Annotated in this window: 25 protein-coding genes and 1 riboswitch; of the genes, 15 read left to right on the forward strand and 10 right to left on the reverse strand. The window is 35.5% G+C overall.

The window, feature by feature from the left end; genetic code table 11:
- Nucleotides 1–53 precede the first annotated feature (53 nt).
- From ilvA to thiD, 5 genes are all read right to left on the reverse strand, one after another.
- Entirely contained in the window at nucleotides 54–1,316 is a 1,263-nt protein-coding gene (gene ilvA, locus MHH69_RS03615; RefSeq protein ID WP_341361762.1) for a threonine ammonia-lyase IlvA, read from the reverse strand.
- A 196-nt stretch (nucleotides 1,317–1,512) separates the two neighbouring features.
- The gene (locus MHH69_RS03620; protein WP_341361763.1) at nucleotides 1,513–2,865 is read right to left on the reverse strand and encodes a YjiH family protein; all 1,353 of its coding nucleotides are present in this window, start codon (nucleotides 2,863–2,865) and stop codon (nucleotides 1,513–1,515) included.
- Nucleotides 2,866–3,119: 254 nt separating this feature from the next.
- Complete coding sequence (gene bshB2 / locus MHH69_RS03625) at nucleotides 3,120–3,785, reverse strand: bacillithiol biosynthesis deacetylase BshB2 (protein WP_122972436.1); 666 nt, start codon at nucleotides 3,783–3,785, stop codon at nucleotides 3,120–3,122.
- A 14-nt stretch (nucleotides 3,786–3,799) separates the two neighbouring features.
- A complete protein-coding gene (locus tag MHH69_RS03630) occupies nucleotides 3,800–4,150 on the reverse strand; it encodes a YojF family protein (RefSeq protein WP_122972435.1) in 351 nt (116 codons plus the stop codon).
- Nucleotides 4,151–4,276: 126 nt separating this feature from the next.
- Nucleotides 4,277–5,110, reverse strand: coding sequence for a bifunctional hydroxymethylpyrimidine kinase/phosphomethylpyrimidine kinase (gene thiD, locus MHH69_RS03635; protein WP_122972434.1), 834 nt, complete (start codon nucleotides 5,108–5,110; stop codon nucleotides 4,277–4,279).
- Between the two features lie 223 nt (nucleotides 5,111–5,333).
- Between thiD and MHH69_RS03640 the strand changes: the two genes are divergently transcribed.
- The 4 genes from MHH69_RS03640 to MHH69_RS03660 all read left to right on the forward strand — a co-directional run bounded on the left by MHH69_RS03640 (nucleotide 5,334) and on the right by MHH69_RS03660 (nucleotide 8,412).
- Nucleotides 5,334–6,014, forward strand: a complete 681-nt coding sequence (locus MHH69_RS03640) for a uracil-DNA glycosylase (RefSeq protein ID WP_445954560.1) — start codon at nucleotides 5,334–5,336, stop codon at nucleotides 6,012–6,014.
- A 307-nt stretch (nucleotides 6,015–6,321) separates the two neighbouring features.
- A complete protein-coding gene (locus MHH69_RS03650; RefSeq protein ID WP_122972432.1) occupies nucleotides 6,322–6,618 on the forward strand; it encodes a DUF5327 family protein in 297 nt (98 codons plus the stop codon).
- Between the two features lie 53 nt (nucleotides 6,619–6,671).
- Entirely contained in the window at nucleotides 6,672–7,055 is a 384-nt protein-coding gene (locus MHH69_RS03655) for a DUF423 domain-containing protein (protein WP_122972431.1), read from the forward strand.
- Nucleotides 7,056–7,233: 178 nt separating this feature from the next.
- A complete protein-coding gene (locus MHH69_RS03660) occupies nucleotides 7,234–8,412 on the forward strand; it encodes a M20 family metallopeptidase (protein WP_122972430.1) in 1,179 nt (392 codons plus the stop codon).
- A gap of 57 nt (nucleotides 8,413–8,469) precedes the next feature.
- Here the strand turns inward: MHH69_RS03660 and MHH69_RS03665 are convergent, their stop codons facing one another.
- Nucleotides 8,470–8,928, reverse strand: a complete 459-nt coding sequence (locus MHH69_RS03665) for a spore coat protein GerQ (RefSeq protein WP_241559325.1) — start codon at nucleotides 8,926–8,928, stop codon at nucleotides 8,470–8,472.
- A gap of 562 nt (nucleotides 8,929–9,490) precedes the next feature.
- Between MHH69_RS03665 and MHH69_RS03670 the strand changes: the two genes are divergently transcribed.
- The gene (locus tag MHH69_RS03670; protein WP_122972429.1) at nucleotides 9,491–9,670 is read left to right on the forward strand and encodes a hypothetical protein; all 180 of its coding nucleotides are present in this window, start codon (nucleotides 9,491–9,493) and stop codon (nucleotides 9,668–9,670) included.
- Nucleotides 9,671–9,727: 57 nt separating this feature from the next.
- Here MHH69_RS03670 and hemQ read toward each other — a convergent pair whose 3' ends face one another.
- Nucleotides 9,728–10,483 carry a hydrogen peroxide-dependent heme synthase gene (gene hemQ, locus MHH69_RS03675; protein ID WP_122972428.1) on the reverse strand — a complete coding sequence of 252 codons (756 nt, stop codon included), beginning with the start codon at nucleotides 10,481–10,483 and terminating at the stop codon, nucleotides 9,728–9,730.
- Between the two features lie 257 nt (nucleotides 10,484–10,740).
- Here hemQ and MHH69_RS03680 point away from each other — a divergent pair, with 257 nt between their 5' ends.
- Nucleotides 10,741–11,574 carry a lipoate--protein ligase family protein gene (locus tag MHH69_RS03680; RefSeq protein WP_341361764.1) on the forward strand — a complete coding sequence of 278 codons (834 nt, stop codon included), beginning with the start codon at nucleotides 10,741–10,743 and terminating at the stop codon, nucleotides 11,572–11,574.
- Between the two features lie 18 nt (nucleotides 11,575–11,592).
- Here the strand turns inward: MHH69_RS03680 and MHH69_RS03685 are convergent, their stop codons facing one another.
- On the reverse strand, nucleotides 11,593–12,255 hold the full coding sequence (locus MHH69_RS03685) for an RsfA family transcriptional regulator (RefSeq protein ID WP_341361765.1): 663 nt from the start codon (nucleotides 12,253–12,255) through the stop codon (nucleotides 11,593–11,595).
- Nucleotides 12,256–12,582: 327 nt separating this feature from the next.
- On the opposite strand from MHH69_RS03685, the gene MHH69_RS03690 reads away from it, so the two are divergent.
- A complete protein-coding gene (locus tag MHH69_RS03690) occupies nucleotides 12,583–12,804 on the forward strand; it encodes a DUF1450 domain-containing protein (protein ID WP_122972425.1) in 222 nt (73 codons plus the stop codon).
- A gap of 138 nt (nucleotides 12,805–12,942) precedes the next feature.
- Nucleotides 12,943–14,244 (forward strand): HD domain-containing protein, encoded by a 1,302-nt coding sequence (locus MHH69_RS03695; protein ID WP_122972424.1) that lies wholly within the window; start codon nucleotides 12,943–12,945, stop codon nucleotides 14,242–14,244.
- A gap of 63 nt (nucleotides 14,245–14,307) precedes the next feature.
- On the opposite strand, the gene MHH69_RS03700 is transcribed toward MHH69_RS03695, so the two are convergent.
- The gene (locus MHH69_RS03700) at nucleotides 14,308–14,493 is read right to left on the reverse strand and encodes a 2-hydroxymuconate tautomerase (protein ID WP_122972423.1); all 186 of its coding nucleotides are present in this window, start codon (nucleotides 14,491–14,493) and stop codon (nucleotides 14,308–14,310) included.
- A gap of 69 nt (nucleotides 14,494–14,562) precedes the next feature.
- On the opposite strand from MHH69_RS03700, the gene MHH69_RS03705 reads away from it, so the two are divergent.
- Nucleotides 14,563–15,078 (forward strand): YwhD family protein, encoded by a 516-nt coding sequence (locus MHH69_RS03705; RefSeq protein WP_122972422.1) that lies wholly within the window; start codon nucleotides 14,563–14,565, stop codon nucleotides 15,076–15,078.
- Between the two features lie 360 nt (nucleotides 15,079–15,438).
- On the opposite strand, the gene MHH69_RS03710 is transcribed toward MHH69_RS03705, so the two are convergent.
- Nucleotides 15,439–17,496 (reverse strand): transglycosylase domain-containing protein, encoded by a 2,058-nt coding sequence (locus MHH69_RS03710; RefSeq protein ID WP_122972421.1) that lies wholly within the window; start codon nucleotides 17,494–17,496, stop codon nucleotides 15,439–15,441.
- 331 nt (nucleotides 17,497–17,827) lie between these two features.
- On the opposite strand from MHH69_RS03710, the gene speB reads away from it, so the two are divergent.
- The 6 genes from speB to MHH69_RS03740 all read left to right on the forward strand — a co-directional run bounded on the left by speB (nucleotide 17,828) and on the right by MHH69_RS03740 (nucleotide 25,240).
- Nucleotides 17,828–18,700, forward strand: coding sequence for an agmatinase (gene speB, locus MHH69_RS03715; RefSeq protein ID WP_122972420.1), 873 nt, complete (start codon nucleotides 17,828–17,830; stop codon nucleotides 18,698–18,700).
- A 167-nt stretch (nucleotides 18,701–18,867) separates the two neighbouring features.
- On the forward strand, nucleotides 18,868–19,308 hold the full coding sequence (locus MHH69_RS03720) for a DUF1934 domain-containing protein (protein ID WP_122972419.1): 441 nt from the start codon (nucleotides 18,868–18,870) through the stop codon (nucleotides 19,306–19,308).
- Complete coding sequence (gene argS / locus MHH69_RS03725) at nucleotides 19,305–20,972, forward strand: arginine--tRNA ligase (protein ID WP_341361766.1); 1,668 nt, start codon at nucleotides 19,305–19,307, stop codon at nucleotides 20,970–20,972. The genes MHH69_RS03720 and argS overlap by 4 nt, the downstream gene beginning before the upstream one ends.
- A gap of 73 nt (nucleotides 20,973–21,045) precedes the next feature.
- Nucleotides 21,046–22,403 (forward strand): IS3 family transposase gene (locus MHH69_RS03730; RefSeq protein WP_341361539.1). Its coding sequence is split into 2 segments (ribosomal slippage): nucleotides 21,046–21,499 and nucleotides 21,499–22,403, totalling 1,359 coding nucleotides; the frame shifts between segments, so codons are not numbered across the junction.
- Between the two features lie 197 nt (nucleotides 22,404–22,600).
- Nucleotides 22,601–23,806, forward strand: a complete 1,206-nt coding sequence (locus tag MHH69_RS03735; protein ID WP_341361767.1) for an acyl-CoA dehydrogenase family protein — start codon at nucleotides 22,601–22,603, stop codon at nucleotides 23,804–23,806.
- A gap of 79 nt (nucleotides 23,807–23,885) precedes the next feature.
- A riboswitch (cobalamin riboswitch) is annotated at nucleotides 23,886–24,075 on the forward strand.
- Nucleotides 24,076–24,256: 181 nt separating this feature from the next.
- The gene (locus tag MHH69_RS03740) at nucleotides 24,257–25,240 is read left to right on the forward strand and encodes a FecCD family ABC transporter permease (protein ID WP_122971486.1); all 984 of its coding nucleotides are present in this window, start codon (nucleotides 24,257–24,259) and stop codon (nucleotides 25,238–25,240) included.
- Nucleotides 25,241–25,244: the final 4 nt, after the last annotated feature.

Below are 25,244 nucleotides of genomic sequence, written 5' to 3' on the forward strand. Positions count from 1 at the left end.
TTTTTATATTCAAAAAGAAACACCCAGCTTTTACTGAGTGTTTCCTTCAAAAATTAAACTAACAATCCGAACAGTTGGCTATCTTTATTAACTTCGGTAAATTCAAAGCCATTCATGCGCATGCGATTGATAAGGCCGTGATAATCGTCTGGACTGTTCACTTCGATTCCGACTAATGCTGGACCGCTTTCTTTATTGTTTTTCTTCGTATATTCAAAGTGGGTAATATCATCATTAGGTCCAAGAACAACCGTTAAAAATTGACGGAGTGCCCCAGCCCGTTGTGGGAAATTGACGATAAAGTAATATAATAAGCCTTCGTATAATAAAGACTTCTCTCGAATTTCCTGCATACGACTAATGTCGTTGTTGCCACCAGTAATGACAACAACAACCGATTTACCTTTAATTTCATCCGCATAAAAATCAAGGGCAGCTACTGGAAGGGCACCGGATGGTTCAGCTACAATGGCGTGTTTATTATATAAGTCTAAAATGGTTGTACTTACTTTTCCTTCTGGGACGAGTACAATGTCATCTAAATATTCATGACAAATCTCATACGTATTGAATCCGACACATTGTACAGCCGTTCCATCGCAAAATTTATCAATTTTATCAAGGGAGATCGGTCCGCCGTTTTCAAAGGCAGCTTTCATACTAGCAGCTCCAGCCGGCTCAACACCAATTACTCGACTGTTTGGTGAAATATTTTTTACGTACGTACCGATACCAGCCATTAAACCACCGCCACCAATTCCTCCGAAAATGAAATCAAGGGGTTCTTCAATGTCGTTCAACACTTCAACAGCTACCGTTCCCTGTCCTGCCATAATATCGACATCATCAAAGGGGTGAATGAAAATCATCTCATGTTCTTCACAATATTCTTTTGCTGCGGAAGCAGAATCATCGAAAGTGTCACCTTCTAAAATAATGTCGATATTATTGCGACCAAACATTCGAACTTGATCAATTTTTTGTTTTGGTGTCGTTAAAGGCATGAAAATTGTGCCTTTAATATTCAGTTGTGCACAAGCAAAGGCAACACCCTGTGCATGGTTTCCTGCACTGGCACAAACAACTCCGCTATTCCGTGCTTTATCTTCAATTTTTTTTATTTTATAGTAGGCACCTCGAAGCTTAAATGATCTTACATGTTGTAAGTCTTCTCGCTTAATATAAATGTTGGCACTATATTTTTCAGATAAATAGTCATTTTTTTGTAGTGGGGTATGTAAAACAACATCCTTTAAATGATGATGGGCAATTAAAATATTTTCCACCGTAATTCCTTTTGATTTAGCAACTTCCATCGTTTTGTAACCTCCGTTTAACTAAAACATTTACTTATTCTAACATAAAAAAGGGGAATTTTTTAAAATTATTTTTAAATTCAAAAAAATTAATAGACGAAAGCGTTTTCCTTTTGACAAAATAAAAAACATTTTTCAATAGAGTTCTAATTTCCATGAAAATAAAAAAAGACTGGCGAATGCCAGTCTTTAAAATTTAAAACAAAATATGTGCAATGACTGCAATAATTGGAATAGAAATAATCGTTCGGATTAAGAAGATAAGGAATAAATCCCAAATTTTCAAAGGAAGTTTCGTACCTAAAATTAATCCTCCGACTTCTGACATGTAAATTAATTGAGTAACAGAAACTGTAGCGATGAAGAATCGAGTTAAATCTGACTCAATACCAGAGCCTAAAACGGATGGTAATAACATATCTGCAAAACCAACGATCATTGTTTGAGCTGCTTGATCGGCAAATGGAATTTGTAATGCGGCTAGAATTGGCTCAAAAGGCATACCTAAAATTTTAAAGAAACTGGTATATTCAGCAAGAACTAAAGCAATTGTACCGAATGCCATAATAACAGGTGTTATAGCAAACCACATTTCTAGTACGTTTTTAAAACCTGCTCCAATTACTTTACCTAGATTTTTATTGCTATCTGCCTTTGATAACGCGTTGTGTAAACCTAATGAAAAAGCGTTAAACCCTTTTGGAACATCTTCCCGTTTATCATCAGGAATAGAGCCATCGATATTCGTATCGGGTTTACGGCTTAATGGGAAAATACGTGGCATAATAAGTGCTAAAATAAGTCCCACGAAAATAACTGATCCATAAAATTGGAGGAAATAATGGTTTAAATCAACCGTTTCTAATACGACAAAACAGAAAGTAATAGATACAACTGAGAACGTTGTTGCAATAGTAGCTGCTTCCCGCGCTGTATAGTTGCCTTCTTCATATTGTTTACTCGTTAAAAGTACACCGATTGTTCCGTCTCCAACCCATGAAGCTAAACAGTCAATAGCTGAGCGACCGGGGATTTTGAATAAAGGACGCATGATTTTTACCATCATGGAACCAAAAAATTCAAGTAAACCAAAGTCTGTTAATAATGGAAGTAATAAGCCGGCAAATAGGAACAGTGAGAACATCATTGTTACTAGACCGCCATCTGGAGTCAGTAAAAGACCAGACGTATTTTCACTAGTAAAAATTTCAGGACCTATTTGGAATAAATACATTGTTGCAAAAATCACTGCTAATATGCGCATAATAGTCCAGAACCAGTTAACACGGAATAAAGAATCGAACAAAGTACGTTGTTCTTTTACTGGAATGAATTGCGCAATGACAGAGCCGATTGCAGCTATAATGAAGACAATCCAAGCAAACCAATGAATAAAGCTTACAACGTTTGCAGAAAGGGCATTTGCTAATAGAGCAACAGGTACCTTTAATCCATCGGCTGTATTAACGGGTGTAATAAATAAGAAAATACCCACTAAGGACAAAAAGATAAAAAGAAACCATGTATATGAAGGAAATTTTTTTGTCATTTGTTTACCTCTTTAAATAGTATGATGAATATTTATACACTATAAAGTCTTTATATACAGTTGTAAATACGTTTTATAAAAATAAAAATATTGCGAAATTTATAAATGTATGAAAAATGAATATACAGGAAATAAAAGGATTGTAAAATGACTAATTATTTAAGTAAATGACTTTATAGTATTGAATAAAAATAACTTATAATGAATGGAAAAAGGGGCAGGAAATAATTACCTGCCCCTTTATATTATCATAATTAATCTTCAAAATTAAATAGATAAAAACGTTCTTTATCTAACCAATTATCGCCTTCATCTATTCGCTTTTTATAATCTTCAATCATCCATGCTGTTTGAGATGCATGGGCTTGTAAAGTTTTTACTTTATCTTCTTTAACACTAGTTATATCAATTTCAATATTTGGTTCGCCTTTTTCTGCCACTGTATTATTAGCAAAGCCTACTGTGTAAAGGGTAGGTCGCTCTTCTTTCGGCATACGTCTAACGGCTTCCACTACTGCGCGACCTGTTGCTTCATGGTCTGGGTGAACCGCATAGCCAGGTAAGAAAGTGATGATTAATGAAGGGTTTAATTCATCAATTAAATCTTTTACAAGATTAACCATTTTTTCATCATCTTCAAATTCGACTGTTTTATCACGTAATCCCATCATTCGAAGATCTTCGATTCCCATATGTTTACAAGCAGCCTTTAATTCTTCACGGCGAATTTCTGGTAATGATTCCCGTGTGGCGAATGGAGGGTTTCCAAGATTTCGGCCCATTTCACCAAGAGTTAAACATGCATATGTAACTGGGACACCCATATTACGGTAAAGTCTTATTGTTCCTGCAGAAGAAAAGGCTTCATCATCTGGATGGGGAAAGACAACTAAAATTTGACGTTGTGGTTGTAAAGTCATATTAAATCCACTCCTTAATAAGAAAATGGTGTTTCACTAATTTCTAGTGCAACAGCAAGTTTTCCTGTAAAGTCTAATCCAGCCATTAATAAACGACCTTTTTCATCCATTTCATAATGAGTAATACCTTGGGCATAGACCCAACCATGCTCCATTTTTAGTCCTACTCGGTGTGGGGTATCTTCAATGATTTTTGCTAGTTCATATCGGATTTTAGCATTGCGAATGAAAGCCCCTGCATTGAACACTTTTTCATCAAAATGTGTAGCATAAGCTCCATTTGTTGTTTCTAGATGAATATAGACGTCTTTGTTCGCAAAAGAATTAAGCAATTCTTGGAGCTCGTCAATTTGTACTTCCTTCATCTTAATTCTCCTTTCACATCTATTTATTAATAAGTATAGTAAAAAATGTTACTTTATGAAAAGAAAAAGGTTTCTAGATGAAAAAAGGCAGTGTGAAGATGTTCACACTGCCAACTTAATAAAAAATTATATTTCCGTTACTGTTACTTCTGGTGCACCAAGGCGAGGTTTTGCACCGTGGTATACTGGACCAACAAATTCATTTAACTTCCATCCATGTAATATACCAGCTGCTACGAATTCTTTTGCTTCAATAACTGATTCTTTTACAGATAAACCGTTTGCTAGGTTTGCAGTAACACTAGCGGCGAAAGTACAGCCGGCACCATGATTGTAAGTAGTATCTACTTTAGGAGTTTCTAATAAATAGAAAGTTTGTCCATCGTAGAATAAGTCTACTGCTTTGTCACTATTTAATGCTCGTCCGCCTTTAATAACGATGTTTTTTGCACCGAGGGCGTTAATTTTTTGAGCAGCTACTTTCATTTCTTCAATTGTTTTTGGAGTTCCCGTTCCAGCTAGTTGACCAGCTTCGAAAAGATTCGGTGTTGTTACAAGAGCATTTGGTAATAAGTATTGAATCATTGCATCAACTGTACCAGGATTTAATACTTCATCTTCTCCTTTACATACCATAACTGGGTCAATGACTACTTTTTCAACTCCAGAAGCAGAAATTGCTTCACCAGTAGTTTGAATAACTTCTTCTGTAGATAACATGCCTGTTTTTAATGCATCGATGCCAGTAGAAAAGGCAGTTTTTAATTGGGCTTGTAATACATTGATTGGTAATGTGTGAACGCCGTGGCTCCAATTGTTATCAGGATCCATTGTAGCGATTACCGTTACAGCAGCCATTCCGTAAGTATTATGTTCTTCAAAGGCTTTTAAATCCGCTTCTAATCCAGCTCCACCTGAAGCGTCAGAGCCAGCAATTGTTAATGTTTTTTTCAATGCCATCTATCTCATACTCCTTTAATTATGTCATTATATATATGGTTCTAAAGTATAAAGCAACTCTGACTTTATAAAAATAGTCAGATATTATAAAAAGTATAATGTCAGTTTTTTTCATCATGGCTAAATCCCTCATATGGATTCTGTATAAATTTAGTGAACATATTAATCAATCATTGCAACTGCTGAATAGTTCAAGTAGTTTAAAAAGAGAGGTGTTGATTAAATGAATATGTCGATACAAAATGATTGGCAAGAAGTACTCGCAGATGAAATGAATAAACCTTATTACATAAGTTTAAAAAATTTTTTAGATGAACAATATCGTCTATCCACAGTGTATCCACCAAAGGAAGAAGTCATGAGTGCTTTTCAAACAGTTGCCTATAAAGATATAAAAGTTGTTATTTTAGGGCAGGATCCATATCATGGTCCTGGTCAAGCCCATGGAATGTGTTTTTCGGTAAAAAAAGGAGTACCCCATCCTCCAAGCTTACGAAACATATTCCAGGAGTTGCAAAGTGATCTAGGCTACCCTATACCAAAAGATGGATATTTAATAAAATGGGCACACCAAGGTGTTTTTTTATTAAATACAGTGTTAACGGTTCGACAAGGTGAAGCCAATTCCCATAAAGGACAAGGGTGGGAACAATTTACGGATAAGGTTATTGAAAAATTAGCAGAGCGACCAGATCCGATTATTTTCGTGTTATGGGGAAAACCGGCACAAAAGAAGAAAACGATTATTGATAAGAAGGGGAATCATCATTTCCTCATCCACGCTCCTCATCCAAGCCCGTTAAGTGCCTATAGAGGATTTTTCGGTAGTAAACCATTTTCAAAAATAAACGAAAAGCTTAAGGAGTGGGGGAAACAACCAATTGATTGGCGTTTAGATGAATAAAATCGGATTCGCATTTTATAGAATTTGTTTTGCCTTTCTAGGCTAAGAAGGTGAACAGAAGAAATCGGAAAACTTTTCTCTCGAATCGAATCATGATAAATTGAAATAGAAAGTGAGTTGCTGTAAATGAAAGTGGATTGCTTTAAATGCCGATACTTCCGCGTAACGTGGGATCAGCATAACCCTAGGGGATGTACAGCATATCAATTTAAATCCAAACAATTACCCTCACTTGTTGTGAAGCAATCTTCTGGTTTAGATTGTATGCAATTTACGCCTAAACTAAAAATGGAGGAACGGTAGTCGTATGATTTCTTATCATCAATTGTTAGATGAAATCGAGCAACTTGTAGCAGATGCAAAAGGTGTCCAAGATGAACAACAAATAAGAGAACAATTAAGTGCTATTCGTGCATTATGCAACGTTGCTTTAACAAGAAGTAATAATCAGCAAGCATTACCCAATCAAACGTTAGCAACTAGTTTTTATCAAGTTCATCAGCAAATTAGCGACACTTCATCAAACGTTATTCATCGTTCTTCAATTAATGAACATAAGTTACAAGAAAAAGATGCAAATGGAGATTCGATTTTTGATTTTTAGTTTTTAAAATTGGTTACATAAAAAAGACTGTATTAAAGAGAAGAGGTTTATAAATGAAAGGTTCTATTATATCAGGGGCTATTCATGGTTTTTTAGCAGTAGCATTAGGTGCTTTCGGTGCCCATGCATTAGAAGGAATATTAGATGACTATAGTACAGGTATTTGGGATACGGCGGTTCAATATCAAATGTTTCATGCAGCGGCCATTTTAGTAATTGGTATATTGATGAGTTCCAAGTTATTAGGGTCGGTTAAACAGCTTAAAATGGCAGCTATTTTTATGAATGCAGGAATTATTTTCTTTGCTGGAAGTTTATATGTGCTAGCCCTTTCAGGAATTCGCATTTTAGGAGCGATAACTCCAATAGGTGGCGTATTATTTTTAGCTGGTTGGATTCTTCTCATCGTTTCGGTATCAAAATATAAAAACGTATAATTGTTGGAAGGAGTAGTCCGAGTTTTTTAGGGCTACTCCTTCTTTTTATCTTCAAATTTTTAGAATAAACTAACAATTTATGCTTTTATCCTTTAAAATGATGTTAATGTAAAAGGGAATGAACATACCTTTAAAAAACATATGTATATTAAAATAATGTGTGAAAGGGGCTTAAATGATGAAGCAATTATTTTCGTCATTACATCAATATTATGAAGAGATGATATCGATTCGACGTTATTTACACGAAAATCCGGAATTATCATTTCATGAAGTACATACACCTGCTTTTATAGCAAACTATCATAGAAAATTAGGTTTAGAGGTTCGAGAAAGGGTTGGTGGAAGGGGTGTAGTAGCTACAATCCGTGGCTCAAGACCTGGAAAAACCGTAGCTTTACGGGCCGATTTTGATGCCCTTGCCATTCAAGAAGAAAATGATCTTCCTTATAAATCGAAGGTAGATGGCGTTATGCATGCTTGTGGTCACGATGGACATACTGCTACACTTTTAGTACTTGCAAAAGTGTTAACTGAAATGAGAGATCAACTTCAAGGTAACGTCGTATTGATTCATCAATTTGCAGAAGAAGTAGCGCCTGGTGGGGCAAAGCCAATGATTGATGATGGATGCTTAGAAGGAGTCGATATCATTTTTGGTACCCATTTATGGGCACCGACACCATTAGGGGATATATTAGTGCGTAATGGTGCGATTATGGCAGCTGCTGATCGATTTGAAATAACGATTCAAGGTAAAGGTGGTCACGGAGCTGAACCTCATCATTCAGTTGATGCGATTGTAATCGCGTCCCAGTTTGTCACACAGCTGCAAAACATTGTATCCCGTAGGTTAGATCCTTTAAAATCTGCAGTTATTTCTGTAGGTCATTTTGAAGCCATCAATCCTTTCAATGTCATTGCGGATAAAGTTGAACTGAAGGGTACTGTTCGTACTTTTGATAAAGAGGTTCAAGGATTAATAGAAAAAGAGATTGAACTTCTTCTTAAGTCGGTATGTGAAGGATCCCATGCTACTTATGAATATTCGTTTAAGAGAGGGTATCCGCCAGTTGTCAATCATAAAAAGGCAACTCAATTTATTGCTGATATTGCTTGCAACGTTCCTGAAGTAAAAAATGTGATCGAATGTCCTCCTTTTATGATTGGTGAAGATTTTTCTTATTATTTAGAAAGGGTTCCTGGTACGTTTTTCATTACAGGAGCAAAGAATCCGAATTGGGAAGTTGCTTATCCTCATCATCATGCGCGCTTTAATTTTGATGAAAGGGCGATGTTAGTAGCAGCTAAAACATTAGGGATGGCTACATTAAACTATTTAAACACTAGTAAATAAACGAAAAAAACATCCACTTCGAACCAATAATGGCCCTGAGGTGGATGTTTTTTTGTTTTATCGATCTGTTACACCTGGTGTTTGGTTGAAATAAGCAACTTCTTCATCAAATTCTGCATAGTCGAAATAAATCATTGGGAATAAATAACGATGGTTTGTTTGCAATTCACGAATAATCGCATGGTCGCGCCCAGCTGCCTCAACTACACCTCGAACTGATACAGTATTTCCATTACCACCGCCTGTAGCTGTAGGAACAGTAAAATGGAAAGTAGCAGGCTTTCCTCTGTTTAATCTTAAAATGTTTTCAATATAAGATTCTTCGCCTCTCATTCCAGCTCCTGTTGTACCTGTTTGTGGCAAAGTTGTTCCACTTGGAACGGAAACAGGTGGAGGTGTTTGAGTTTGAGGGAAATATTGTTGACCTGTTTGTGGATAAAATTGTTGCTGTCCGAATTGAGATTGAGGGAAACCTTGTTGTTGTCTTTGACCACTTGGACTCCAATAATAAACCAACCAAAAACATCCTTTCATTTAAAATATTTAAGTATTCATTAACTTAGATATTCGCCTGGGCAGGAAGGAAAGAGAACGATAAAAAGTCCATAATAGTGTCTACTAGGCAGGCAAAATTTTGTTATGAATCTTTTCAACTCTAGGGGCAACTATCCCTACAATATGTTTCTCTCCAAAAAACCAGACCGTCTACACTGACCCTATTCACACGATACTTCCGACAATAGCATTTCTAAATTTCTGTCTCCTTTTTGCCACAGGAGTTTCATAGGCTAAGCAGGGGAATTGGGCTTCAGTAGATAGTTTTACGCCGTTTTTCCAAAGCTCCCTATATTAATGTATGCTTTTACTACCATTTAAGAATAAATAAATGATAAAAAAATGCCTATGACATTAATTTATGATTGGAGTACTAATTGGTTCGTAAAAATTGAATGAAACGATTAAATGATTAATAAAATAGTACAAAGGAAGAGTTTCGATAAAAGATTGAATTTGAATAAATCCGGGAATAATAAATGATGACGTAGTGAAATTATGTGAAGATAAAGGAGCTCAACCTATGCAGATTGGTATTTGGGTTGGAATTGTCATCAGTGCGATTATTTCATTTCTAGTCGCATTTTTTTACGAACAACCATTGCATTGGTATTTGTTTGTATTAATTTTATTTATCGGATTTTTAATTAATACAATTATTCTTATTTTGAAAACAAAGGAAGATGAAAAAAACGAGACGTAATGTCGAAGGAATTCGACCACGTCTCGTTTTTTATGATGGAAAGTATACGCTTACTAATTACTTGTTAACTGTTAAAAATTGAACTAATTTATCGTTATCTAACAAGTTGCCGACTAAGAATTCACCAAATTCTCCATAACGTGCTGATACTTCATCGAAACGCATTTCGTAAACGATCTTTTTAAATTGAAGCATGTCATCAGAGAATAAAGTGACACCCCATTCGTGGTCATCTAAACCAACTGAACCAGTAATGTATTGTTTAACTTTTCCTGCATAGCTACGGCCAATTAAACCGTGGGAACGCATTAATTCACGACGTTCTTCCATGTTTAGCATATACCAGTTATCATTACCCTCACGACGTTTGTCCATTGGGTAGAAGCAAACATACTTAGTACGTGGAAGCTCAGGGTATAAACGGGCACGAACATGTGGATTTTGATAAGGATCTTCGTCAGAATCCTTAGCTAAATAGTTAGAAAGTTCCACTACAGAAACATAAGAATAAGTTGGAATCGTAAAATCAGCGATTGCTAATTTATTAAATTCTGCTTCCAATTCTTGAAGTTCTTCAGGTGTTTCGCGAAGAATCATTAACATAAAATCTGCTTTTTGCCCGATAATTGAATAAAATGCATGGGAGCCAGTTTTTGCTACATGGGCTTCGTTAAGTTTTTCTAAATATTGTACAAATTCATCTACTGCTTTTGTACGTTCTTCTGCAGAAACTAATTTCCAAGATGCCCAATCAATCGCACGAAAATCATGTAGGCAATACCAGCCATCTAATGTAATTGCTGCTTCGTTCATTAGTAAACACTCCTTAATTGATAATCATTCACAATTATCTTAGCATAAATTTAAAATAATTCCTTGTTAGAAGAAAGGGATTTTGTTGGATGTCACGAATTCGTCATTAGTATAAACAATCAGACACGTTCAAAAGACGTTTAAATCATTCATCTTCCTTATTAATGAAATAAAAACAAGAAGAAAACATTGATTAAGAGATGTTTTCATGTATGCTTAATTTACAGTAAATTGTTTTTCTTAAGGAGTAATTGAATATGCATCCGTTATTACAACAACAAACATGGCGGTTTATAGACCAGTCTCTTATAATGAAAAATCGAACACCCCTCGAATCCTTTGCGATGGATGATACCCTTTGTCAACTTGTAGGACAATTACAATCAAGTCCAACAGTTCGTACATGGGTTCATGATCAGACAGTTGTTCTTGGTATTCAAGATCATCGATTACCATTCATTCAAGAAGGTATTCAATTATTAAATAATAATGGATATCGAGCAATTGTCCGCAACTCTGGTGGTCTTGCAGTTTTATTAGATAGTGGAGTATTAAACATTTCTATTATTATGTCAGAACAGGCTGGAACAATCCATATTAATTCTGGATATGACATGATGGTAGACTTCATCAAATTACTATTTCCTGAAGCCGCTGAAAAAATAGAAGCTTATGAAATTATCGGTTCTTACTGTCCAGGATCCTATGATTTAAGTATAGATGGAAAGAAATTTGCAGGTATTTCCCAACGTCGATTAAGACAAGGAGTTGCTGTGCAAATTTATTTATGTATCGAAGGTAGTGGCAGTAATCGGGCAAAATTGATTAAAGATTTTTATGATATCAGTTTAAAAAAGGAAAAAACAAAATTTGCTTATCCAACGATACAACCAGAAGTAATGGCTAGTTTAAGTGAATTATTAAATAAAAGAATCACAGTTCAAGATACGGTTTTCCGTATTCAAAATGTGTTGCAGCAACTAAGCAATGAAACTCACTTATCCTCTTTAAATGAAGAAGAAATGGAACTATATTCCTTTTATTTGAAACGAGTTTTTGAACGGAATGAAAAAATGTTAAATAAAAAATAAAAAAACGTGGATGCGCCGTTAATTTGGCACGTCCACATTTTCTTTTTCACTACTACTATTTGAATAGTTTGCAACTAAATTTCCGTTTTTCTCCATTTTAAATACTGGAGCAACACGTGGTTCATCTTCTTCTAGTGTTACTAATCTACGAGCGCGATTCATGATTTGAACGAATTGCTCGTAATCTTCACGAATTTCTTTATTCTCTTGTTCTAGTCGTTTTAATTGATTTTCTAATTCTTTAATTTTTTCGGTTGCTGTATTGGCAATATGACGCCATTTAGTAGCTTCATTGTCATTCCCAGTTTGATGCTGTAAACGCAATAAATAGGCAATGACAATATCGAGATTTAATGCGGATAACGGAATTGATTTTACTTCTTCGCTATTTTGAGAACTTGGTAGTAAATAAACACCTTGTGAACGGCGTCTACCATTCATTCCTAATACTCGCATTCTCTCTTTTCTTTCTTTTTTTGCTTCAGCAAGTTCTTTTTCATATAGACGACGAACGACAGCATTCCAACGGAAACCACATGCAGCTGCTGTTCGATTTAATGCATCACCTGCTTCCTCGAAGGCGTTTAATTGTGTACTACCTTCTTTTACATGTCGTAATACTGCTTCAGCTAATAGTTCATCATTTTCTTTTAGCCAAGCATCCTGTCTAACTTTCACCATTTTTTTAACCTCCTGTAAAGTTCATAGTTTTGTTAGTTCAAAACTTATCGTGTCCAAGATGTTCCAATTTTATTCAATTATTTTTATATTTATAGGAAATAATATGTATTGGCCTATCGAACAATAGGATTTTGAAGGTAGAGTTTGGTTAGAATGGGGAAAAAAGATTTTGATAGCCAATGGTATTTTAAGACCTTTGACTGATATGTAAAGTTTTGACTTGAAGAGGTATGATTTGTTAGGCTAAAATATCTGTTAGATTATTTTTTTCGAAAAACGAATAGTGTAAGTATATAAAACATACAAAAAGAAAGGGTTGTAGACAAGATGGCAAACGAATTTCGTGTTTGCGATGAATGTCAGGCCGTTAATTTAAAAACGTTAATTCCTAAATTAAAAGATATTGATCCAGATGCAACGATTGAAATTGGCTGTCATTCATATTGTGGCCCTGGTCGAAAAAAAACCTTTACTTTTGTAAATGGTAGACCGGTTGCAGCACTTACTGAAGAAGAATTGATGGAAAAAGTGAAAGCAAAACTTAAATGAGCATAATAGGGTGCTATCTTCTAACGAATAGAAGATAGCTTTTTTACTATTTACGAGTCATTTTAACAGGAGTTTGATGTATTTCCTTCAAAACTCACATATAATAGTATTAACAAAACTGGGAGTGAGGTGCGGTCTATGGAAAATTATGCAAATGCTAAATTGCTAGAAGAAAAAGTATTCAAAGATCCTGTGCACCGTTACGTTCATGTACGTGATCAGGTTATTTGGGATTTAATCGGTACAAAGGAATTTCAAAGGTTGCGTAGAATACGACAATTAGGAACGACCTATTTAGTGTTCCATGGAGCTGAGCATAGTCGTTTTAATCATTCCCTTGGAGTTTACGAAATTGTACGGCGTATTACGGATGATATATTCCGTGGACGACCTGAATGGGATGAAGGGGAACGATTACTCATTCTTTGTGCGGCATTATTGCATGATTTAGGACATGGGCCGTTTTCTCATGCTTTTGAAAATGTATTCCAGACAGATCATGAATATTTCACAAGACAAATTTTACTTGGAGAAACAGAGGTAAATGGCGTACTAAAAAGAGTTTCAGAACAATTCCCTGAAATGGTCGCCCAAGTAATCGAGAAAAAGTATCCAAATGAACTTGTAGTGAGTCTAATTTCTAGTCAAATCGATGCGGACCGGATGGATTATTTACAGCGGGATGCTTATTATACAGGTGTAAGTTATGGTCATTTTGATATGGAACGTATTTTAAGGGTGATGAGACCACGGAATGGACAAGTTTTAATTAAATCGAGTGGGATGCATGCAGTGGAAGATTATATTATGTCCCGTTATCAAATGTATCTACAAGTCTATTTCCATCCAGTTTCAAGAAGTGCAGAAGTTTTATTGAATAATATATTAAAAAGAGTGAAGCAATTAAATGAGGAAAACTATCCTTTTATAGTAGAGCCAGTTCATTTTAAAGCATTTTTCGAGAATAATATAAACTTAGACGATTATTTAGCATTAGATGAATATATTTTATTAACCTACTTCCAATATTGGACAAAGGAACAAGATTCGATTTTAAGCGATTTGTGCACTCGTTTTATGAATCGTAAACTGTTGGGATATGTTAATTTAAATCCAGAGGAAGAACCTGAACGTTTTCGTCGTTTGAAAGAGCTACTAGAGGCGGCAGGAGTTAATACAGAGTATTATTTTTACCATGACTGTACATCAGATTTACCTTATGATTTCTATCGTCCAGGTAAAGAAACTACAAGACTTCCAATTTTCTTATTGATGCCTAATGGTGAGATTCGTGAGTTATCTCAAGAGTCTTTAATCGTGGATTCAATTGCTGGTCGTATTAAAACGGATCATAAAGTGTACTATCCAAAAGAAATTTTACAGAACCCATCGGTTGATTCGGAGCTTAAAAAAGAGTTGCAGAAAGTGTTATTTAGTTAAAAATGAAAAGCATCTTAAAGTTGAGGTTCCTAATGACTTTAAGATGCTTTTTGTTCGTTTATTTTATTTATCAATAGCTCTTACGCCACCAGTAGCGTAGTGGTTTTTAGACATTTCTTCAAGCACGATTGTGACAGCTTCTGGTTTCGCGTTTACTGTTTCAACAATAGCTTCCGTTACTTTTTCTACTAAAGCTTTTTTTTGTTCGTCAGTACGACCTTCTAATAATTTTACAGTTACAATTGGCATATTACATCCTCCCAAGTGGATAAAAGTAGTGTATATTCATTATAATAGGCTTATACGGAGGGATTTACAATGGCAAATGGAGAAACACCAAAGCAAAAATTAGGCTTTACAATTATTAAAAATGATCCAACAGACGGTCATAAAGGGTTTGGTATCGGATCGTTGTCTTTAGAAAATGTATCGCCAGTGATTATTGATATAGAAGAAAAACAAGCATTTATTGATATTGGTGCGATGCATGCGAAGAGCGATGTAGAGCGTGGTATTAAATTCACAACGAATCGTGAGGACTCTGCTGGCGGTAAACCTTATTGGTTAGTTTGGGTAACGATTGATTTTAGAGAAGTTGGCCCTTATTTTGCAGGAGTAACTGCCTGTGAAATGGTTGTAAACCGTGAAAAAAGACGAGGTTATAAAATATTAGCTGATCACGTAAATAAAATGGATAAATCGATGAAACGTAAAATTATTGTGGATCATATGGATGATGAATCGAAAAAAGTTCTTGCTGAATTTTTAAAGTCCCATAACATTGAAATGTGGGAAAATAGTGAAGAACAACTTCGAAAGGATTTAACGGTTTAAGAATAATTTTATATAGTATATTTTTTTGAGAAAATATTTCAGAATTAAAACGAATCATTTAAAATGTCAATACTTTTTTGAAATACGCCATAAAAGAATTTGAACAATTTGTGAAAAATAGTTTTCTGTTTTAATCCGTTATTGAAAGTAAGTTTGAAAAAAAGTACACTGAAACTAAGCTTGCAATAGTAAGCTAGGACACTTGGCAACCCGATTTGCTTGAGACTTATGCGGCATTTGTACAATCCCAAGCCGAATGCCCCATGAATCTCAAGCTTTCGATTTGCCAAAAAAAAAGCTCTCTCTTAGTGTCGGAAATCATTCCGAATAAGAGAGAGCTTTTTTGTTGAATATAATATTTTAGTTAAAGAAATCTTTAAATGCTTCGAATGGGAATAGATCTAAAAAGTTATTCCAAGAATCATCATCAAAGAAATCCGACGATGAACATTTTTCCGTTGGCACATCTTCTTTCTTTAAGTAGACCATTCTTTGTTTTGGACAAGCATCCGTTGCTAATTTCCCAGTCTCAATATCAATGAGAACTCCTTCTACACCTTCTGGCGCTTCGAAATTTTCATTTTGTTTATCTTTATTGATTGTTTCCATAAAGTCTATCCAAACTTGCTTCGAAGCAGCCATATCTTGTTGGACAGAAAGGGTTTTTCCTTGATCGTACCCATTCCATACACCTGCAGTATAACTTGGTGTATAACCGACTAACCATTGATCGCTGACAGTTGTACCTGATTTTGCTGCGTAAGTATGTGTCATACGCGGCCGTAAAGAAACACCGGTAGCTGGAGAGTAGTCACTATAAACAGGATCAAAAATCCCTGTCATCATATCGGTTAATAAATAAGCATCCTCTTCGGAAATGACTTGTTCCGCTTTTGGTTTTTTATATTTATAAACCGTTTCACCTTTTGAATTTTTAATTTCTAAGATCGTTGTAGGCTTCGTTTGTTTACCTTGATTTGCAATCGTGTTATAGGCATTTGTTAAATCATATAGAGATGTTTCAATCGTTCCAAGGGCAATGGATGGATTGTTAGCATTGGAATAGTTTAAATTGAAACGTTTTAACATATCCTCGTACTTTTCATAGCCAATTTTCTCTAATGTTTTAACAGCGTAAATATTATCAGAAATAGCAATAGCTTGGGCTAACGTCATTTCACCATCTGCAAATTCACCATTAACATTTTGCGGTTTATAAGTTGCCCGACCATTATCATAAGTGAAAACCGTCTCTCCTACATCTAAAAAGGTTAAAGGAGTAAATCCATTTTCTAATGCAGCTGCATATAAAATTGGTTTAATGGAAGAACCAGGCTGACGTACTGCTTGAGTAACTCGATTAAAGGAACTTTCTTCATAATTTCTTCCACCTACTAAAGCAGTAACGTGTCCTGTCTCAACATCCATGCTGACAAAACCAACTTGTAAATCACTGTCAGGCATGTTGTCGGCGATTGCTTCTTCAGCAGCCTTTTGGTGGGCTTGATTCAACGTTGTTTTAATAGTCCAACCGCCTTCAACGATGTTGAGATTTTCTTTTTCTAATATTTCACTAGCTTCTTGCCAAACCGTATCCAAAAAGTAAGGAGCGACAGAATTAGAAGCAGTCCATTGATCATTTTTTAAGACAATTTCCTCTGAATTTGCCCGTTTTCTTTCATCCGCTGTAATGTATTGTTGATCTTCCATTAATTTTAAAATGATTTGTTGGCGATCCATCGCTTTTTCATAATCATTAATTGGGGAGTAAATGCTTGGTCCTTTAGGAATACCTGCTAATAAAGAAGCTTCAGCTAAAGTTAATTCACTTGCAGATTTTCCAAAATAATATTTGCTGGCTGCTTCTATGCCATACATACCGTGGCCATAGTTTACGGTATTTAAATAGCCCTCTAAAATTTCATCTTTGTCATAGAAAATTTCTAATCTATATGCATAAAGAGCTTCTTGTAGTTTTCTTGTCCATGTCTTATCGAGGGTTAAATATAAATTACGGGCCAATTGCATTGTAAGGGTACTAGCACCTTCTGCCATACTTTGGGTCTTTAAATCTTTTAGTAACGCACTAGCAATTCGAGAATAATCAAACCCGTTATGTTCATAAAAATCTTTATCTTCAACTGCTATGGTCGCATCGATTAAATAGGGTGAAATTTCATCTAATTCAACCCAATAGCGTCTTTCAGCAGTTAAATAGTCTCCAATTTTGTTACCATTACTATCTAAAAACACGGATGTTTTAGGAACGGTTAGTGGGGGAGCACCAGCGATTTGAGCATAAATTCGTAATGTAAGCAGAGATATACCTACCGCACATATGAGCGCTACAATAGAAAAAGCAGAATACTTCACCCATTTTTGACGTTTTAACTTTCGTCTATAGCTTTGTCTTTTCATCCGTATTTCACCTCAAATCTTTTTAGCTAAAGTTAGTATGGACGTGATTATTTACCTTTAATCGAATTTATACATAAAAAAACTGTTGCAAGTTATCGAAAAACATCTATACTTTTTTTCTGTATGTAAAAATTATACGAAAAAAGTCGAATAAAGTTTCGAACAGTACGTTAATCGGAATTTTCTGGTAGTTTTTAAAAATCAAAACTTCGTTTAATGAAGGTAATTTATAGTAAAAATGATTTAATAGGAAGCTAGAGTTAACATTAGTAAACAAAATATGATAAATTCAATTTTGTCATTGAAAATAACTATATGAAGGTGATTATAAATGAGATTTGATGAAACATATTCAGGAAATGTATTTATTAAAAGTCATCCAAATTATGAAGAGTCGAAAGCAGTCCTTTATGGAATGCCAATGGACTGGACTGTAAGTTATCGTCCAGGTTCGCGTTTTGGTCCGGCTCGTATTCGAGAAGTATCTATTGGATTAGAGGAGTATAGTTTATATTTAGATCGAGAGTTAGATGAAGTAAAATTCTTCGATGCTGGGGACATTCCTTTACCATTCGGAAATGCTGAAAAATCTTTAAAAGAAATTAAAGATTTCGTAAGAAAAGTGTTAGCTGATGGAAAAGTTCCAATCGGTATGGGAGGGGAACATTTAGTATCTCTACCGGTTATGGAAGCTGTTTATGAAAAATATAACGATTTAGCAATTATTCATTTTGATGCCCATACGGATCTTCGTACTGATTATGAAGGGGAGCCTTATTCCCATGCGACACCTATTCGAAAAATCGCAGAACAAATTGGTCCGAAAAATGTTTATTCCTTTGGAATTCGCTCAGGTTTAAAAGAAGAGTTTGAGTGGGCAAAAGAAAATGGTATGCACATTTCTAAATTTGAAGTGTTAGAGCCATTAAAAGAAGTGTTACCTACTTTAGCTGGACGCAACGTATATGTAACGATTGATATTGATGTTTTAGATCCGGCCCACGCACCAGGTACTGGAACGGTGGATTGTGGTGGTATAACATCAAAAGAATTGTTAGCTTCCATTCATGCAATTGCTGGTAGTGAAGTTAATGTAGTTGGTTGTGATTTAGTTGAAGTGGCACCAATTTACGATTCATCAGAAATGACTGCCAACACTGCTTCGAAGCTATTACGGGAAATGATTTTAGGTTGGATAAAGTAAGGAATAATTAGGAAATGCTAATTATGAAGAGGGCATGGGGGACGATTACGTTTTCCATGCTTTTTTCCATATTCACGAGTTTCATCTTGATAAAAATCATTAATTCATCCTATAATAAAAAGGTTATCTATATAAGTAAATGAAAGCCCGAGGAGCTGACCTCAGAAATGAGTGTAGTAGAAACAGATGTTAAAATTAAACTAAATTCCACTATTATACCGACAGATGGAGAGTCTGAAAAATATGAAATGTGGTTAAGTGGAACTTTTATAAAAAAATCAGGTAAGACCTATTTACGTTATGTGGAAGAATTGGAAGAAAAAAAGATTCGTACAACGGTTAAACTTGGCGATAAGCAAGCTCTTATTTTACGTAGTGGTGGAGTAAAAATGAGACTACCCTTTAATGCTAGTCAAGATGAAAGAGGCCATTATGATACCCAATTTGGGACATTACCTATCATTACTAGAACCCATCAATTGGCCCATGAATATCATGAAGAAAGTTTAATTAGTGGAACATTTAATGTTCAATATGATCTCATCATTAGCGGGCAATCCGTTGGAAAATATACGTTGGAAATTCAATATTCGGAGGGACAAAAATGAATGCAGTAGAACAATTGCAACAGTCAATTAAAGAAGTTTTAAAAGTAGCTGTGGAAAAATCAGGCTTAGTTGAAGAAGGGGCACAATATGCTATTCATCTTGAGACGCCTAAAGATAAGGCAAATGGTGATTTTGCCACTAACTTAGCGATGCAATTAACAAAATTAGCAAAAAAACCACCTCGCGCTATTGCTGAAGCGATTTTAGAAAACCTTGTAACAGAAGGTACAGACATTGAAAAGGTGGAAATTGCTGGACCAGGGTTTATCAACATTACAGTTCGTAAAGATTTTCTTGCAGATGTAGTAAAAGCCGTAAAAGAGCAAGGGGAAAATTACGGTCGCACTACCACTGGAAACGGACAAAAAATTCAAGTAGAGTTTGTATCTGCTAACCCAACAGGAGATCTTCATTTAGGTCATGCCCGCGGAGCAGCATTTGGTGACTCATTATGTAATGTGTTAGATTTTGCAGGCTACGATGTTTCCCGTGAGTACTATATTAATGATGCAGGGAATCAAATTAACAACTTGGCCTATTCTTTAGAAGCTCGCTATAAACAAGCGTTAGGTATGGATGCTCAAATGCCAGAAGATGGTTACCATGGCCAAGATATTATTGATATTGCAGGTAAATTAGTAAATGAATTCGGTCGTACTATTTTAGATAAATCCGATGAAGATCGTTTTGAATTTTTCCGTGAGCACGGCTTAAAACTAGAATTAGATAAATTAAAAAATGATTTAGCAAACTTCCGTGTAAACTTTGACGTTTGGTATTCTGAAACTTCTTTATACAAAAATGGCAAAATCGATGTGGCATTAAATAAATTAAAAGAAAACGGCCATGTATTTGAAGAAGAAGGGGCTACTTGGTTCCGTTCTACAACATTCGGAGATGATAAAGACCGTGTTTTAATTAAATCAGATGGTTCTTATACTTATTTAACGCCGGATATTGCTTATCATGAAGATAAAATTCAACGTGGTTTCGAAAAATTAATAAACATTTGGGGTGCTGATCATCATGGTTATATCCCACGTATGAAAGCAGCTATTCAAGCCCTTGGATATGACCGTGAGAAATTAGAAGTTGAAGTTATTCAAATGGTTCAACTTTATAAAAATGGCGAAAAATATAAAATGAGTAAACGTACAGGTAACGCAGTAACGATGCGTGAATTAGTTGAAGAAGTAGGAATCGATGCAGTACGTTACTACTTTGTAAAAACTGCCTGCGATTCCCATATGGACTTTGACTTAGATTTAGCTGTTTCCCAATCAAATGAAAATCCAGTTTACTATGCTCAATATGCCCATGCTCGAATTTGTTCGATTCTTCGTTCTGCACAAGAACAAGGATTTGCTGCATCATTGGATTACTTAAACTTATTAACTGCTGAAAAAGAAGAAGAGGTATTGAAAAAAGTTGGGTCATTCCCACAAATCGTAGCAGAGGCTGCGAAACATCGTACTCCTCACCGTATTGCAAACTTTATACAAGATTTAGCGGCTTCATTCCACAGCTTCTATAATGCGGAAAAAGTTCTAAATCCAGATAATAAAGAATTAACAGAAGCACGTCTTTCTTTAATTAACACTGTTCGTGTAACATTGGCTAATGCATTAAAATTAATTGGTGTAGCCGCTCCTGAAAAAATGTAAAATCATTAACCAGTCTCAAATGATATGCCCCGTAAAAGTTAGACACCAATCTAACTTTTACGGGGTGTTTTTTATGACTAAAATTACAAAAGATGAAAAAATACGAATATTATTACGTTATGTAAATGGACAAGAAAGTGTAAAACAAATTGCTAGAGAAGAAGGTGTAATCGTATCTGAATTAACTTCTTGGATTCGTTTATACGAACAACATGGTGTGGAAGCCTTTATGAAATCATATACAAGTTACTCTGCAGAGTTTAAAATGGATGTACTTAATTATATGAATGAAACGGGTACGTCCTCTATTGATGCAGCTGCTATTTTCAATATTTCATCTTCAAAATTAGTTCGAAAATGGCGTAATCAATTTGAAACAGGTGGATTTGATGCCCTCAATTCAAAGAAAAAGGGGCGTCCATCCATGAATAAATTAAACAAGAAGACATCGAAATCGGTTCCAGCTGATGGTTCTGTAGAGGCACTTGAAGCACGCATTAAACAGCTAGAAATGGAGAATGCGTATTTAAAAAAGTTGAATGCTTTAGTTCAGGGACAGGAAAAATTACAAATAAAATCAAAGCGCAAGTAATTTTTGAACTAAAGCACATTTATGATGTCGTAGAATTAGTTAAAGTCGCAAATATTCCTCGAAGCACTTATTATTATTGGGAAAAGCGAATGAATCGTGAAGATAAATATGCCGAAGTTAAGGAGGCAATTCAATCAATATATCACGAACACAAGGGGCGTTATGGTTATCGTCGTATTGCGAGTGAATTGAAAAAATACGGATTCCAACATGATCCAAAAACAATCAACCGTTTCATGAATGAATTGGGATTAAAATGTCTGGTAAGAATGAAGAAATATCGTTCTTATAAAGGACAAGTTGGTCGAATTGCACCAAATCTATTAGAACGAGATTTCAAAGCAGAGAAAATGAATGAAAAGTGGGTAACTGATGTAACAGAATTTCATTTATTTGGTGAAAAACGCTACCTATCTCCTGTGATGGATTTATGTAATGGTGAAATTATCGCTTATATACTGATGAAAAGACCTGTATATAAACTTGTATCAGATATGCTTGATCAGGCGTTAACACGTCTTCAAATAGGAGATGAAGTGATCCTACATTCAGATCAAGGATGGCATTATCAGATGAAACAATATCAGAAAACACTCCAAAAACACGGTATCAAGCAAAGTATGTCCCGCAAAGGGAATTGTCTTGATAACGCAGCAATGGAGAGTTTCTTTGGCATCTTAAAATCTGAACTATTATACTTGCAAGAGTTTAATAGTATCGAACATTTTGAAGAAGAATTAAGGTTATATATTGAGTACTATAATTACAAACGAATGAAGGCAAAATTAAAAGACCTAAGCCCGGTAGAATACCGAACAAAGGTCTTGGAAGCCGCCTAACAAAATATGTCTAACTTTTTTGGGTCAGTTCAAAAAGGGACTGGTTTTTTATTTGCATTGGTAGAAATAAATCGAAAAGGTGAAATATTGATTTAATTCATATCGGAGCACTATGAATTGACGTAGGGAAAACTTAAAAAGTAAAATGATTTTATTGAAAGGTACGGATAACATAAATTTTTTAGGAGATGGGTCATTTGAAACAATTGTTTGTAAAAACAGAACCGCAACGTTTTTGGATAGAAAAGTTGGCAACGTTAGAGGAACCATTTAAAAAGGCTGCTCAACAAATCGACGAACAATCGCAATTTCCCCTTGAACATATTCATCAATTACGTCAAATCGGCTATACAAAATTAACTTTACCGAAACAGTTAGGGGGAGAAGGTTTTAATGTTTATGATTCGATTCTCCTCCAAGAAACATTAGGGAGTTATGATGGTAGTACCGCTTTAGCTATAGGCTGGACTCTATTAACTGTAGGAGAGTTATATGAAAATCAATATTGGGAGCCATCAAAATTATCAGCTTTTGCAAAAGAAGTAGAAAAAGGAGCTATTATTAATCGGGCAGTAAGCGAAATTGCAACAGGTAGTCCTATTCGAGGGGGAAGACCGGGCACATCGGCTAAAAGGGAAGGGAATCATTGGGTAATTAACGGGCGCAAAAGCTATACAACGGGATCCTTTGCCCTTGATTATTTCTTAACTTCCGCATGGATTGAAGAAAAAGAACAAATTGGCTTCTTTTTAATTCATAAAGATAACTCCGGTGTTTCGATTGAAGAAACGTGGGATGTGATGGCGATGCGAGGTACAGCTAGTCACGATTTAGTCCTTGAAAATGTCCATGTTGATCAATCAGACTTAGTTGAGTTACCGAATAATAGTGCTAGTTTTAAGTTGAACGGTTGGTTACTTCTTATTCCTGCAACCTATTTAGGAATAGCTCAAGCGGCGCAGGATTATGCCCTTCAGTTTGCCAATACCCATTCTCCAAACAGTATAAAAGGAACGATTGCTTCTTTACCTAACGTTCAATCCTTACTAGGTGAAATCGAATTAGAATTAGCGAAGGCACGTTTTACATTATATGGAGCTGCCCAAAGTTATGTAGAATTCAAAGGGAAAGAAAAAGAAGGTAAAAGAGTAACGGAAGAGGAAAAAATAACGATCATGAATGCTGTAAACGTCGCAAAACATGTCGTAACGAATGGGGCAATCCAAGTAGTAGATAAGGCTATGCGAGTAGTTGGGGCAAAAAGTTTGCAACGGACAAATCCTCTTCAACGGTTTTATCGAGATGTTCGTGCAGGTCTACATAATCCGCCTATGGATGATATAACGATTAAAAAGTTAGCCGAATCAGCTTTGCAAGAGACGGCAAAAAATAATTCTTTATAGGAGAGTTATTTAATTACCTTTTTCTATTAAAATCTTTCTATACAATTGTTTTTTATAAGTTATAATGTGGAAGAACAACTTCATAATGACACATAAAGGTTCTTATAGCGATTTTGTTATAAGAGTAAAAGGGAAGTCGGTGAAATTCCGACGCTGTCCCGCAACTGTAAATGGGAGCGTGCCTTACAGTCCACTGTTACAAAAGTAATGGGAAGGGAAGGTTTGCGATGAACATGAGCCAGGAGACCTGCCTTTATGGTTAGGAATAGCACCTTACGAGGATAAGGGAGGCAGTAAAGATGGAGTGTTTATTTTTCGATTTTTCAAAGTCTCTCGTAAACTGAGAGACTTTTTATTTTGCCTTTTGGGAGGTATTGAAACAATGACAATATTATTTATGATAAATAGATTACTAGAAAATAGGAATGAGGGAACAGTGTGAAAAGAAAAATGTTCTTCGCCTATAGTTCCTCTATCGGAATATTATTAATTAGCATTTGGTTAGGTGTCTCCATAGGAACAGCAGAAGTACCCTTTTCAACATTGTGGGATAAAGAAACGAATGAAAGTGCCTACAACATTTTATGGAGTATACGTATGCCCCGGGTTGTTTTAGCTGGTTTAGTAGGCGCCGCATTAGCGATTGCGGGAGCTGCGTTTCAAGGCTTATTGAAAAATCCACTGGCGGACCCTTATACATTAGGTATTTCTTCGGGGGCATCTGTTGGAGCGGTAGCAACAATTTTCTTTGGACTTTCCCTTCCTATAATAGGTTCATATTCGTTACCTTTTGTAGGGATGATATGTGCCTTTTTGACAATGGTTCTTGTTTTAACCTTTGCTCGACTCGTGGATCGAACGATGAAAATGGAAACGCTCATTTTAACCGGGGTCATTTTTAGTTCCTTTTTAGGTTCTTGTATTTCTTTAATGATTGCCCTAACAGGAGAACAATTACGTGAAATTATGGGTTGGCTTTTAGGTAGTGTTTCCATGCGCGGATGGCCGTACGTTCAAATGATTGTACCCTTTATTATTATTGGAACAATTATTATATGGCTCAACCGAAGAGAGTTGAATGCCATGATGTATGGAGACGAACGGGCCCAATCGTTAGGGGTAAATGTAAAGAAAAGTAAGTATGCGATACTAGCTGGAGGTTCCATGTTAACAGGGGCAGCCGTTGCTGTTTCGGGTACAATCGGATTTGTTGGTTTAGTTGTGCCTCATATGACAAGAATGCTATGGGGAGCAGACCACCGTCATCTATTGGTTTTGTCCTTTTTTAACGGAGCTAGTCTATTAATTATTTGTGATTTAGTTTCCCGAACGATTATTTCCCCTTCAGAACTACCGATAGGTGTAATTACAGCCTTTATAGGGGCACCTGTTTTTTCATTTATATTTTATAAACAAAGAAAAAGTAGGGGGTGAGGTT

It is taken from the genome of Ureibacillus sp. FSL E2-3493, assembly GCF_038077515.1.
In the GTDB taxonomy this organism is placed as follows: domain Bacteria; phylum Bacillota; class Bacilli; order Bacillales_A; family Planococcaceae; genus Ureibacillus; species Ureibacillus halotolerans.